General features: G+C 61.2%; 13 protein-coding genes and 1 pseudogene. 7 read left to right on the plus strand and 7 right to left on the minus strand.

What is annotated here, in order from left to right; all coding sequences use genetic code 11:
• Positions 1 to 45: 45 nt before the first annotated feature.
• Positions 46 to 252 carry a hypothetical protein gene (locus ACYP01_RS11760; RefSeq protein WP_124568973.1) on the minus strand — a complete coding sequence of 69 codons (207 nt, stop codon included), beginning with the start codon at positions 250 to 252 and terminating at the stop codon, positions 46 to 48.
• A 133-nt stretch (positions 253 to 385) separates the two neighbouring features.
• The gene (locus ACYP01_RS11765; protein WP_233405644.1) at positions 386 to 1,915 is read right to left on the minus strand and encodes an LCP family protein; all 1,530 of its coding nucleotides are present in this window, start codon (positions 1,913 to 1,915) and stop codon (positions 386 to 388) included.
• Positions 1,916 to 2,037: 122 nt separating this feature from the next.
• Between ACYP01_RS11765 and ACYP01_RS11770 the strand changes: the two genes are divergently transcribed.
• Entirely contained in the window at positions 2,038 to 2,856 is an 819-nt protein-coding gene (locus tag ACYP01_RS11770; protein ID WP_003941121.1) for a polysaccharide deacetylase family protein, read from the plus strand.
• 4 nt (positions 2,857 to 2,860) lie between these two features.
• Positions 2,861 to 4,840 (plus strand): amino acid permease, encoded by a 1,980-nt coding sequence (locus ACYP01_RS11775; RefSeq protein WP_078377438.1) that lies wholly within the window; start codon positions 2,861 to 2,863, stop codon positions 4,838 to 4,840.
• 486 nt (positions 4,841 to 5,326) lie between these two features.
• Here the strand turns inward: ACYP01_RS11775 and ACYP01_RS11780 are convergent, their stop codons facing one another.
• Positions 5,327 to 6,223 carry an SDR family oxidoreductase gene (locus ACYP01_RS11780; protein ID WP_459680087.1) on the minus strand — a complete coding sequence of 299 codons (897 nt, stop codon included), beginning with the start codon at positions 6,221 to 6,223 and terminating at the stop codon, positions 5,327 to 5,329.
• A gap of 140 nt (positions 6,224 to 6,363) precedes the next feature.
• Here ACYP01_RS11780 and ACYP01_RS11785 point away from each other — a divergent pair, with 140 nt between their 5' ends.
• The 3 genes and pseudogenes from ACYP01_RS11785 (at position 6,364) to ACYP01_RS11795 (ending at position 8,445) form a co-directional block, all read left to right on the plus strand.
• Positions 6,364 to 6,957: a TetR/AcrR family transcriptional regulator gene (locus tag ACYP01_RS11785; RefSeq protein ID WP_459680091.1), complete on the plus strand. Its 594-nt coding sequence runs from the start codon at positions 6,364 to 6,366 to the stop codon at positions 6,955 to 6,957.
• Between the two features lie 97 nt (positions 6,958 to 7,054).
• Positions 7,055 to 7,495: pseudogene (locus ACYP01_RS11790) on the plus strand (transposase); the annotation flags it as partial.
• 608 nt (positions 7,496 to 8,103) lie between these two features.
• Positions 8,104 to 8,445, plus strand: coding sequence for a hypothetical protein (locus ACYP01_RS11795; protein ID WP_257899053.1), 342 nt, complete (start codon positions 8,104 to 8,106; stop codon positions 8,443 to 8,445).
• Between the two features lie 284 nt (positions 8,446 to 8,729).
• Here ACYP01_RS11795 and ACYP01_RS11800 read toward each other — a convergent pair whose 3' ends face one another.
• Together ACYP01_RS11800 and ACYP01_RS11805 are read right to left on the minus strand one after the other, a co-directional pair.
• Positions 8,730 to 8,876 (minus strand): hypothetical protein, encoded by a 147-nt coding sequence (locus ACYP01_RS11800; RefSeq protein WP_459680095.1) that lies wholly within the window; start codon positions 8,874 to 8,876, stop codon positions 8,730 to 8,732.
• A gap of 202 nt (positions 8,877 to 9,078) precedes the next feature.
• Positions 9,079 to 9,324 carry a hypothetical protein gene (locus ACYP01_RS11805; RefSeq protein WP_459680098.1) on the minus strand — a complete coding sequence of 82 codons (246 nt, stop codon included), beginning with the start codon at positions 9,322 to 9,324 and terminating at the stop codon, positions 9,079 to 9,081.
• A gap of 457 nt (positions 9,325 to 9,781) precedes the next feature.
• On the opposite strand from ACYP01_RS11805, the gene ACYP01_RS11810 reads away from it, so the two are divergent.
• Positions 9,782 to 10,024 (plus strand): hypothetical protein, encoded by a 243-nt coding sequence (locus ACYP01_RS11810; RefSeq protein ID WP_065351888.1) that lies wholly within the window; start codon positions 9,782 to 9,784, stop codon positions 10,022 to 10,024.
• An 804-nt stretch (positions 10,025 to 10,828) separates the two neighbouring features.
• Positions 10,829 to 11,863, plus strand: a complete 1,035-nt coding sequence (locus ACYP01_RS11815) for an AurF N-oxygenase family protein (protein WP_459680100.1) — start codon at positions 10,829 to 10,831, stop codon at positions 11,861 to 11,863.
• A 93-nt stretch (positions 11,864 to 11,956) separates the two neighbouring features.
• Here the strand turns inward: ACYP01_RS11815 and ACYP01_RS11820 are convergent, their stop codons facing one another.
• Both ACYP01_RS11820 and ACYP01_RS11825 read right to left on the minus strand, forming a co-directional pair.
• Positions 11,957 to 12,211 (minus strand): hypothetical protein, encoded by a 255-nt coding sequence (locus ACYP01_RS11820; protein WP_459680103.1) that lies wholly within the window; start codon positions 12,209 to 12,211, stop codon positions 11,957 to 11,959.
• Positions 12,208 to 12,597, minus strand: coding sequence for a hypothetical protein (locus tag ACYP01_RS11825; RefSeq protein WP_459680106.1), 390 nt, complete (start codon positions 12,595 to 12,597; stop codon positions 12,208 to 12,210). The genes ACYP01_RS11820 and ACYP01_RS11825 overlap by 4 nt, the downstream gene beginning before the upstream one ends.
• Positions 12,598 to 12,601: the final 4 nt, after the last annotated feature.

Consider the following 12,601-nt stretch of genomic DNA (forward strand, 5'->3'; position numbering starts at 1 on the left):
ACTCAAGAGTAACTAAAGGTCGGGCTCAGCCGAAGACCGCTGCCTTCATCCGAAGATTCCTGCCTCGTCAAGTACCAGTACGACGAGGGTGACGGCCATCAGGGCGAACATGATGAGCATCGCCATCCTGGCCGCCCGCTCACTGGTCGGTGGGAAAACGCGCTGCGCCGGATGCTCGGCCACGTACTCGGACAAGGACATGGTCCTGGCACGTGAGCGTGTCGGATTCTGTACCGCTGCTGTTGTAGCCATGTCGGTGATCCTTTCAACTACGCAATCTCAGTCAGGTACCCCAAAGGTGAAGTACCCGACTGAGTTCGACTTCTCCAATGTAGACCCGCAGATCGAAGAAGTCAGCGTGAGTTTGGTGCAAATTACCTGAGAATCAGTCCACACAGGGAATGCCGCCATTCGCGTCGGCCCGGATGGGTGATCCCTGCGCTCCCGTATCGGGAACGGTGCCGGCGGATACCGACGAGTCCGACTGCGCCGGAGCGGCCGAGAACACGGTCTGCGCATTGTCCTCACCGATCAGTACAGACACTGATTCGGCCGCTGCCTGCTCGTTAGGCACTGCGGCCACGCCCAACTGCTCGGCCAGCGCCTCTGCGACGGCTTTGGCGCCGACTCCATAGCTGACCACCGACTTTGCCGTCGCAGCTGCGGTGCTCACCTCTCCGACTTCGACTCCCGACGCTTTCGTCGCCGCTGCCAACGCGGCGCCCAACCCGTCCGTCGCGGTTCCGTTGCGGATATCCACAACTTCGTTCCCGGTCGAGACAGCAGTGTCCATCGCAGGTGCAGATGCCGAGTCACCTCCCGCGAAGATCCGCGACACTTCACTACGCAGACGCGCCGGATCGACCATGTTGACGTCCTGGCCGTCGACGGTCTCGTATCCCTCGATGGGCAGGGTGTAGAAGTCGATGTTCCCACCTGCGAGAGCGCTTGCCTGAGAAGCGAATCGGACGGGATCCATGGCAGAATCGATCACCACGTCCTTCTTCACCACGTCGGCCAGTGCCGTCATCTTCGGAATGTTTCCGATGACGCCGGAGCCCTTCAAGTTGGCGATCACCGCGCTGATGAAAGCCTGCTGCCGGTGGGTGCGATCCAAGTCCCCGTTGTCCAGGCCGTGGCGTTGACGGACAAACGAAAGTGCCTGTGACGCATCGAGAGTCTGAACTCCGGCCGGGAAGTTGGCGCCCGAGAAGTCATCCTGCACCGGATTGTTGAGGCACACCTGAACGGGGCCGATAGCCGAGACGACGTCGTAGAAGCCCATCAGGTTCACTTCGGCAAAGTGATCGATCGGAACCTTGAGCAGATTCTGCACGGTGGTCAGTGTCGACCGTCTTCCGACTTCACGCGCTTGTTGTTCTCGTGCAGCAGGATCCGTCACCCCGTCCGCTATCAGTTTGGCGTCCGCATCAGCCTTCGCCATTCCGTACGCTTCCTTGATCTTGGCCATTCCGTAGCCGGGAACAGCGACGTAGTCGTCGCGCGGGATCGCCACCGCACTGGCCTTGCCGCCATCGCCCGGAACATGGAGCAGGATAAGCGTGTTCGTGTTGTATCCACCCACATCGCTGTCCCCCGCATGCAGCTTGTCGGTGACGAACTCTGCCGGCAGATCGCTGCCGTCCATCGCCTTGCGACTGTCGAGCCCGATCAACAAGATGTTGGTATCCCCGTCGAGCGAACTGCCGGCGTCGTCACCGAGGGCGGAGAGCGCATCCGACCGGTACAGCCCCGACGTCAGATCCGACTGCACGTACCACCCGATTCCGACGCCCACCAGAATCGTCGTCGACAGGGACGCCGCCGCCAGCTTGCGCCCCACCGAGAGCGTCGACCGCTGCGGTTGACGCCTACGCCTGTGCCTGGTTGCCGAGTGTCGAGGTCGCGGTTCCACGGCCGACACGCTATCCACCGTTCCTGAGTAGAACCTGTCGATACCGGACACGGCTGGTCTTTCGCTGAAAGAACGCTGAGAATGAAGTCCGAATTAGGCAAATCTGCTCTAGGCTCCGCCCTGTGGACCGCCGACGCTTCCTCAGTGCCCTCGCAGCAGCAACTCTGACCGGAACCGCCGCGGTGACCATGGGAACCGCGTGTTCGTCACGTTCGGTCGGGACGGCAATCGCTGCAGCCGACGAACCAACCGACCCCGTCCCTGTCCCGGATCTCCCGCCTGCCTTGTTGCCGCCTCCACCGCCGTCTGCCCGGGTGCCGCTGCCCGCCGGCGGATCGTTGACCGCGTTACCCGGCGGTGGGGATCTGTTCGCCCTGACGGTTGACGACGGAGCCAGCTCCGAAGTCGTGCGCCTCTACACACAGTTCGCAAAAGACACCGGCATCCGTTTGACGTACTTCGTCAACGGGCAATACAACTCGTGGACCGAAAACGCCGGACTTCTCAGACCGCTGGTCGAGAGCGGACAAATTCAGCTCGGCAATCACACCTACTCGCACCCGGATCTGACGTCCGTGCCGAAGCAGCAGATCGCCGACGAGCTGACGAAGAACGGCACGTTCCTGCGCAACACCTACGGCGTGGACGCGGCGCCGTACTTTCGGCCGCCTTACGGAAGGCACAACGCGACAGTCGATTCCGTGGCCGCGAGCGTCGGCTACACCGTGCCCACCCTCTGGTACGGGTCACTGTCGGATTCTTCGTTGATCACCGAGGAGTACATCCTCCAAATGGCGAACCAGTACTTCAATCCGGGGGCCATCGTGATCGGACACCTCAACTATCTGCCCGTGACCCACGTGTATCCGCAACTGGTGGACATCATCCGGAGCCGAAACCTGCGGACTGTCACGCTCAACGATGTCTATCTGAAGCCGTGACGCCGTGGTGACCGCAGCCGACAACGAGGTCCCGGCCGACAACACGGCTCCGTCTGTGAAACAACGCACCGAGGCCTGGCTGCTCGCGGACATCACCGAGGAACCAGCCGGACATCTGGGGCCACACCGGATGGCGCCGAAGAAGGAGAAGCGCCACCCGTGGTGGAAGGTGATGTGTCTGACGGGTGTCGATTACTTCTCCACTCTCGGTTACCAACCCGGTATCGCGGCACTGGCGGCCGGCACGTTGGCTCCCATCGCGACAGTCGTATTGATCCTGCTGACACTCTTCGGCGCTCTACCGGTCTACCGGCGAGTGGCTCGCGAGAGTCCGCATGGCGAGGGTTCGATCGCCATGCTCGAGAAGCTGCTGCCCAAGTGGCGCGGCAAGATCTTCGTTCTCGTGCTTCTCGGCTTCGCGGCCACCGATTTCCTCATCACTATGACGCTCTCGGCTGCCGATGCCACGGCGCACCTCGTCGAGAACCCTTTTGCTCCAACCTTTCTCTCCGGACACACCGTCGCCGTCACCCTGGTTCTGCTCGCGCTCCTCGCTGCGGTCTTCCTCCGCGGATTCACCGAAGCGATCGGTATCGCGGTCGGATTGGTCGCCGTCTACCTCGCCTTGAACGTGGTGGTCATCTCCGTAGGTCTGTGGCACATCGCGACCGCGCCGTCGTTGGTCACCGACTGGACGCGCGCCATGACCACCGAGCACGGAAACCCGGCGATGATGATCCTGATCGCGCTGATCGTCTTCCCGAAGTTGGCTCTCGGTCTGTCCGGCTTCGAAACCGGCGTCGCGGTCATGCCGCAGATCAAGGGCGATCCGCACGACACCGAACAGAATCCACGTGGCCGAATCAAAGGCGCACGGCGCCTGCTCACCACTGCGGCGCTGATCATGAGCGGATTCCTGCTGACGTCGAGCCTGGTCACCACCATCCTGATCCCAGAAAACGAGTTCCAACCCGGAGGCGCTGCCAACGGTCGCGCGCTTGCCTTTCTCGCCCACGACTATCTGGGTGAGATCTTCGGAACCGTCTACGATCTCAGCACGATCCTGATCCTTTGGTTTGCCGGTGCGTCGGCAATGGCAGGGTTGCTCAATCTTGTTCCGAGGTATCTCCCCCGCTACGGCATGGCGCCGTCGTGGGCCCGAGCCGTGCGTCCGCTGGTCCTCGTGTTCAGCGTCATCGCCATCACTGTCACGATCTACTTCGACGCCGGTGTCGACGCTCAGAGTTCCGCGTACGCAACCGGTGTCCTCGTGCTCATCTCGTCGGCGACCGTCGCCGTTGCACTGTCCGCTCGTAAGCACGGTCAGCGAAAACTGTTCGTGGGGTTCAGTTTTGTTGCAGTTTTGTTCGTCTACACGACGATCGCGAACATCTTCGAACGTCCAGACGGTGTGAAAGTGGCGTCGTTTTTCATCGCCGCGATCATGGTGGTGTCCTTCCTTTCCCGGATCTCGCGAGCCTTCGAACTACGGGCAACCTCTGTCGAATTCGACGAGACCGCGCTGCAATTCATCGCCGAGGCAGCCGAGAAGGGTTACCTCGCGATGGTGGCGCACGACGTCGATCGTCTCGACGAGGACGAGTATCGGCAGAAGGAATCGCAGCAGCGCGCCGAAAGCAACATCCCGGAGGCGGAGTCGATCATCTTCATCGAAGTAAATGTCACGGACTCCTCCGAATTCAGCACCGACCTCCTCGTCCACGGCCGACAGCGCGGTGAGCACCGGATCCTCTGGGTCGACAGCCCTGCTGTCCCCAACACCATTGCGGCGGTTCTCCTGCGGACGAGAGACATCACCGGCGTGATTCCCGACGTCTACTTCGAGTGGACCGAGGGAAACCCGATCATGTACCTGCTCCGCTTCCTGTTCATCGGTGAGGGCGAAACCGCTCCCGTGACCCGTGAGGTCCTCCGCCGCGCCGAACCCGACCAGTCCCGCCGGCCACACGTCCACGTCGGTTGACGCGGCAAACGACGAGTAGAGGGTTGGTCCAGGCCATGCCCCAGGAAGATCGCACAGAAAGAAGTGCTGCGTGCCTATATTCAGGCGAAACTCGCGGATATCACATCTTGCGTGCGAGGCTCGCCCTGAAATCCATTGCGATGGTGCGGATCTATAGGACGATCGGCCCCCGCTGCACCCACACGTCGAAGCGACTGGCTATCGCAGGTTCGATTCGTCTGCCACCAAGCGATAAAGGACGTATCCAGAAAACACTATTATGGAGACGACGCAGAGAACGAGCATGATGTCGAAGAAGATAGTCATGTTTCCCCTCATGGGTTCGACCAGAATCGATTCGTTTATCCCCGCGGAAGTTTCTCCGCGAAAATGTCCTGTTCCGCAACTCCAATCGTGTGACGGCGATTGCGCCTCACCACCCGAGGCACGGCTCAGCACTACTCAGAGTGAGGGCTTGGCAGTGTCATGCGCTGCGCGAAGGGTCACTTACGATTCCTGATCCGCTGACACGAGGTCGCGGAAGTAGTCGGAGAGACGGTGAGTGCCAGTCCGCTCGCCCACCGACTCACGTTGGAGCCCTTCGATGAAGAATCGAGCCAGCGACGACGGGCGCGGCCCCAGGCGATCCGCGGTCCAGATGACAGGCCGGACGAATCCGGCAGGGACCGGGACCATTCGGGGCCGCTTGTCCACCGCGGCGAACGCCAAGTCCACGATGTCGCGATACCTGTAGATGTCCGGGCCACCGACATTCCACTCACCGGACTCGTCCCCGAGTCGGTCGACACAGAAGGCTGCGAGGTCGGCGCCGTGGATCGGGTTCAGTCGCGCAGTTCCGGCACCGAGGCCGAACGCAAGGCCGCGACGGGCCATGTCGAGGAACTCGGAAGCGTCCGAGAAGTACCCCGAGGGATTGACGATCTGCGAAGCCGCCTCGCTCCGCCGCAGCGCCTCCACGAACGCCGCCTTCGACCGCATCACCATCGAGGTGCCCTCGTGGACATGCATGACGTTGACAAACAGAAACGACGACACCGAGTCCAGCTCCGCCAACTGCAGCAGACGCAAGTTTGCTTGAAAATCGATGTCCCAGGGGTCAGCGTGTTGCCTCGTCACACCCAACGCTGAAACCACCCGGTGCACACCGTGACACAAATCTGGAATCGTACTGCGATCGCCGATGTCTCCGATCACCCACTCGTCTACCAGGCCGCTTAGAGATGGAGCTCCGAACGCCCCCGAGCCCTCCGCCCGATCGCGTGAACGCACCAGCGCCCTCACCCGATAGCCGCGTTGATGGAGCTCACGCACCAGGTACCTACCCATATACCCCGTCGCCCCGGCAACTAGTACGGTCTGCGCTTCCACGTGCACCCCCTCCATTCATGTACTGCCTAGTCCAAGAATACAGTACTGCCATGCGATGACTTCGACACGCCAAAGGAGGTCCTGTCGGCCCACCTGGACAATGGGAACGTCGGGCCACCTCGGATAGCCGGCAACAATGAGATGGAGGAAACGTGATGGCGCGTCCCGCACGACCGTTGGACCCGGCGCGCTCTCGCGCGCTACTCGATGCCGCCGGCGTCGCATTCGCAACACACGGTTTCGAGCGGGCCTCGCTCAACTCGATCCTGGCCGAGGCGCGATTCCCGAAGAGCTCCTTCTACCACTACTTCGGGGACAAGACGACACTGTTCGAGCGCGCCGTGGAAGCCGGAATGGACGCGCTGCGCGCAGCGGTGACACCACCGAACATCGACTCACTCGATCAGCACAGCTTCTGGCCGCAGATACGTCAACTCGGTGATCAACTCCAGATCGCCGCCACCTCGGACCCACGCACCCAGATTGCCGGACGCCTGCTTCACGCCGCCGACGTCCCGCCCTCACCCACGCTCGACGCTCTTCGCCACTCGATAACGAACTGGCTCACACACGCACTCGAAAGAGGCCGCGACCTCGGCCAGATTGACCTCGACACCCCCCTGGAGCTTCAACTACACCTACTGATCGCCGTCCTCACGGAAGTCGACCGATGGGTGCTCGCCCACAACGCGAACACCGACTCCACGTCCGCGGCACTGCGCGTACTCGAACGCTTGCTCGTCGCGTGATCATGGCTCCTGAATATGTCAATCGGAACTATCAGATAAACGGTTGAGTCGGTCTTGGTTCGACACGCCGAGCTGAGCTAGGCGAGAAGGATCGATCATGACCGAAACACTGGATCCCATGGCGGCCGAGGTGGATCAGAAACAGCTGGCCGAGCAACTTCTGGCACAAGCCAAGGAGCACGGCGTGGAGTTGATGGGCCCGAACGGGCTGCTCAATCAACTCGCCAAGAATGTCCTCGCTTTGGATGCGGAGATGACCGAGCACCTCGGCTACGACAGGCACGACTCGGCCGACCGGGGCAGCGGCAAACTCTCGAAACGGTACCGGTCGAAAACGGTCTTCACCGAGACTGTACCGGTGGAGATCGGCGGAGATCGGTGTCCGCGGGACATCGATTCCTCGTTCGCCCCGCAGATCGTCAAGAAGCGACAACGCCGCCTGGCCGGTATCGACGAGATGGTATTGTCCTTGTCCGCAAAAGGAATAACCACCGGGGAAGTGTCCGACCACTTCCAGGACGTCTATGGGGCAACGGTCTAGAAAGACACAGTTTTCGGGATTGCGGACAGAAGCGTTCCGTCTAGCAAGGAGGTTTCTCGGAATGTCCTTGCTTTCTTCGAACCTTCGGAGCGTTTACCCGCGATGAACTCGGTTGGACATGGCCACCGGATACCGCGCATGAACGTAAGACCCTCGCGGATTCTCTCCACAGCACACCCGCCTTCGCATGTCTGAAGCAGGTATTTCAGCTATCTGACGGCCTGAACCTGGTGTTTTCGCCACCACCATGCACCGTGCGCTCGCTCAGAATCTTCGTGCCGTGCCCCCATTTTTGGGGGCACTTGGCGATGTTCGCGGACCTGCAGGTCGCACTCGCGACATTGCCGCCGCCATTCGAACCGCAATCGCTCGAAACGAAGACGCCGATACCATCGATCAACGTACTCAGGCGGCCGAGGACGGAGGCCTCCCACTGTCGCTCTGGTAGAGCGCGACATCGCTCGGCAGGACCTGCGTGGGATTGTAATTCGTTGCAGTGCATTGCATTTACCATATGTTGGTTATCGGCGATCATTATTCGCACTTGGATTGCAAACTCGAAGTACTCAGACGTGCCCGACCTTGCCGATCAAAGGAGCCATCGGGTGGCACGCTTGCCGATCAAAGAAGCCATCGGCTGGCGCGCTGCCCGCGATGGCGGCTCAGGCGAACCGTTCACCGACCTGTGGATCGAAGAGTCGGTAGCCGAGGGGGCGCATCGCGTCGATGACCGCATTCGCATGCTCGCTTTGGAATCCGTAGCCAATGAACTCGATCAATTGCTCACCGATGTACACATCGAACATTGGGGTGCCCTCCGCGGCAGTCCCTGGCGGGCGCAAGAACTGCCCGTCCCACGCCCAACCTGGGAGATCCTCCACAAATGCCTGCAAGATGCAATCGCGGTCTACAGCATCGACGCCGCTCACGTGCTGCTCGTCGTTTAGCCGCGCGTAGACGTGGGAGAGGTCGAGATCATCGCCTCCCGCCCAGAACGCCAGGTTGTAGCTCATGGCTCTTAGTATGCCTGCGCCTTGACCTCTGTCGAGATTTCTTTACTGACTGCCGAGCAGGTGAGCCGAATTCCGTTCCGATGCAAACCGTCTCGAATCATGTTCTGACGCATTAATTCAGGCAGTGTCGGCCTGAACATGGCAAGATCCGCGCGGTTCTGCGCTGTAGGAGCACTGGAGACAACTCTCGTAACTGGTCGATACCGGCTGTGTGGCGTTCATTCCGCGATGTTCACTGGATCGATCGGGTGCTGAATTGTCGGGTTCCACGAGGCAGCGGCGACGTAGGACTCGAAGTCGCGCGCGGGTTTACCCAGGACGTGCTGGACGGTGTCGGTGACAGCCGCCGCTTCTCCGTCGCGCACCAGGCCCAGGTATCCATCGAGAACCTGGACGTCTGCTTCGGGAAGCCCCGAGCGATCAGTCCGGTGTTGAACTCCACAGGCGCGATGTCGGCGAAAGTTATCTCGCGGCCGGCCGCAGCGGAGATAAGAGAGAACGCTTCGCTAAGGGAGTAGGCGCGGGGACCAGTAAGTTCGTACGTGCACCCCGCGTGGCGCGAATCGATCAGTGCGGCAACGGCAACCTCTGCGATATCCCATGCGTCGATAAACGACTCCTTGCCTCACCCACAAGCAGGATCAGCGATCCCGAGAGCACCGCGTCGCGGAAGAAACCCTCGTCGAAGTTCTGGTAAAACGACGACGGCCGCAAAATTGTCCAATCCATCCCGGACTCCTTGACCGCTCGTTCCGAAGTCAGATAGCGCGGATCACCCACGTGATCGGCGCCGCGTCCGGAGAGCTGGACCACCCGGCGCACCTGCTAAACACCGGGCCGCGAGCACGCCGCTACGTGGGTGCAACACGCGCAGTCCGCTTGACCTGCCAAACAGCGTTTCGGACTCCGTGGCGCTGTTCATGTTGTTCGCGAGCCATTCCGCGTCCGGCTGGACCATCGGTTCTCGCAGGCAGCAGCGGCCGCCGTTGTCTTGGATGTAGTGGGTGAAGTCCTCGTTCTCGTACCACCGCGTTCTCCGGTGCGAGGTATCACGACACAGCGTGTGGGAGCAGCTGTTTCGGTCGTGGTGATGCCTTCCCGCGAGTCGGTAGAGTCGCTCCCCTGCCACCATGACGAGTGTTTCCATCAACTTCGCAATGCCAAACAACCGTCTCGGGCTCAGCACCGATATCGAGAGTGCTCGACTACAGTCCCCTTCATAGGACGGTCCTGTGGAGTCGGATATGTGGCGACATCGTGAGCAGAAGCAATGGGCGAGGTTTCTCCGACAGTCAATCGTTCACCGTTTCGCCGCTCCCTCACAGCCGCGGTGATCAGTTCGGCCGGCTCGTCGGTGACAGCGGTGGCGATGCACACTTGGGGCGCCCACCTCGTCTACAGCCCAACGCGTTCCGGCTTGGACCGCTTCATGCTCGGTCCCGCCGAACACGTCGGTCAGATTCTTCCTGCCGCCCACAGGACGGCGCGCCGCGACAGCAACACCCACCACTAAAGCCAGTGCCGTATAGAGCGCGATCACACCATGAAGGCCACCGCCGATCTACCGGGAGCGCCCGACGCGAACTCCGCTCTTGCAGGGCTCGGCACTGAACAAGTCTCAGCCAACCGACGGCACTTCGGTGATGGCGTCGGCGGTCACGAGCATGTCGATCTCGACGCTGTTGGTTCCGTCGCCATCGGTGACGCGCACAGTTACCCCTGCCAGAGCCATTGGTCGTCGTGCATTTCCGCCCAGAATTTCAATTCAGATAACGACTTCCATCGAAACTGGTTGTTACACAGTCACTTAAGAAAGAGAACTGACACAACTTGAAAGTTACCGGTGAGATATTTCCACTGTTACCGATCGCCATCCGAGCAACAAACCACGGGCCATCGGATCCCCGTCGCGTGACGAAAGACGTGCGGGCCGATCCACATGATCAACTGTCTGCGCCGCCTCGGATGTCGTCGCGGTGCAGGGACGCGAGTTCGGCGAGGTGAGTTCCGACCCGATCAAGCGGGACACCGACCGTGACGAGATCGCGAGAACCTCGTCCTGCACCTATCCCACCGTATAGGTCGGCAGATGCACACAACGGCCTAACGTCGACCACGTCCAGCGCCGTAGTCTCGACAGCAGGACCCACACCACCATCAAATGCCGAGAGCTGCGTGCATGGTGCGATATTGAGCGTCCCTTTCGCCCTTCCGGACTTACCCGTGGACGTGCAGACTCATACAGTTACTGTGGACGCGTAGTCACACTTAGTTTACTGTGGGCACATCTGAGATAGATGCCACAAAGGAGCCCGAAATGCAGTTCCTAACACTTCGTCGCACACGGCGTAACGCGCCATCTGTCCGGTTAGCTCCGGGGCGCAATACCGTCAACGAACATCGCGATTACCACGACACTCTGCGCACACTGTCCGAGGCATCCTCGACAGGGCTCCACTTCGAGGCGTTCAAAGACATCGCCTGGAATTCGCCCGAATTCGCCGCCCCCGCGGACGACCCAAGATGGACACTCCCCGCGGTCGACCCCTTGTCCCACACCGACTGGTACCACGCGCTCTCACCCCAGGAACAACGGCGGGTTGCCCGGATTCGGCTCGCATCTATAACAAAGACCGGCTCCCAGTTCGAGCAACTGCTCCTTCTCGGCGGTACCCAGTTCTTGATGGGCCTGGCGAACGAGAACCCCGAATTCCGCTACTTCATGCACGAACTCACCGAAGAGACACACCACATCCAGATGTTTCAGGAGTTCACCAACCGGGTGGCTCCGGAGGTACACGGTGCCCCAACGTGGCTTGTCAAGGCCTTCCCCCTGGTCGGTTCGCTGGGATCGCTGTGGCCCAGTTTCTTCTTTCAGATCATCCTCGCTGGAGAGGAGCCGATCGACCACATCCAGAAGAGCATCATGCGCGGCGGTGGCATTCACCCGCTCACCGACCGCATCATGCAGATCCATCTCGCCGAGGAAGCACGTCACATCGGGTTCGCCCATGCATGGTTGCGCCATCACGCTCCGCGCATGAGCCGATTCAACCGCCTCGCACTCGGCCTCACCACGCCTGTAGTCATGCGCATAGGGTTTTGGTCCATCGTCGTCCCTAGCCGGCAGGACGCGACGTTGCTGGGTATCCCCCGCAATGTTCTGCGCGAGACCTATTCGATGCGCAACCCCGATTTCCGGCGACTCCTTGCAGAGTCCTGCGCAGACGTCCGGAGCCTCGCCGACGCCAACGGAATGCGCACCCGGCTCACCCTCTGGTCCTGGCGGCTTACCGGAACCGACGGCCGGCTGTCGCGTTACCGCAACGAGCCGTCGAGGGCCGCGGCTTGACGATCTGCAACCCGCGACGCAGCTGCCCCTCTCCCACTTCGACAGACAGCTGCGTTACCCACTCACCGCGGTCGAGGCAATGGCGCACAGATATCAGCGCGCCAACCACAGGCCCACACCCGAATCGCCCCATCGAACGGTCAACATGGATACACCGGCGAGGATGCCGCACAGCGCCCCGGTGATACCGAGTGCGTACGGGGCGGTGGAGGTGGCCTCGTACATCACGATCGCCCCGACGCCGACGATAACGCTCATGATCATCACGCCCAGGAAGGCGACGGAACCCCATCGCCGCTCCCACTGCGCGTACAGCGCCTCCGGGAGATCCTCGTAGGGATCAGTCATGGCGCGGCTCCGTCGTCGGGGTGCGTGCCTCGAACCTGATGGTCGTTGCGCGTGTAACCAGGTTTGTCGTATCGGTTCACGGGCCGCTTGTTCCGGTCGATGATTCGTGTCAGCCACAGCATGTAGACGTAGTCGAATCCGTTGGGGTGCTTCTTCGTCAGGAAAGGAGTCCACAGCCACGCCATCCATACCGCGAGGAGACCACCCAACACCAGGTAAGCAAGGATCGACTGCTGCGTATCAGCGAGCCACAGGAAAACGATCGCCGCTACCCACGAAGACCAGTAGATCAATCCGGCGTGGCGACGGTGCATCACCGGCGGCGTCGAGACGATCATCGCCGTCACGGCCGCGGCACCAGCCGCCACGGCAAAGAACGTGGTCATCGCG

The sequence above is a fragment of the Rhodococcus sp. no. 34 genome (assembly GCF_054589475.1).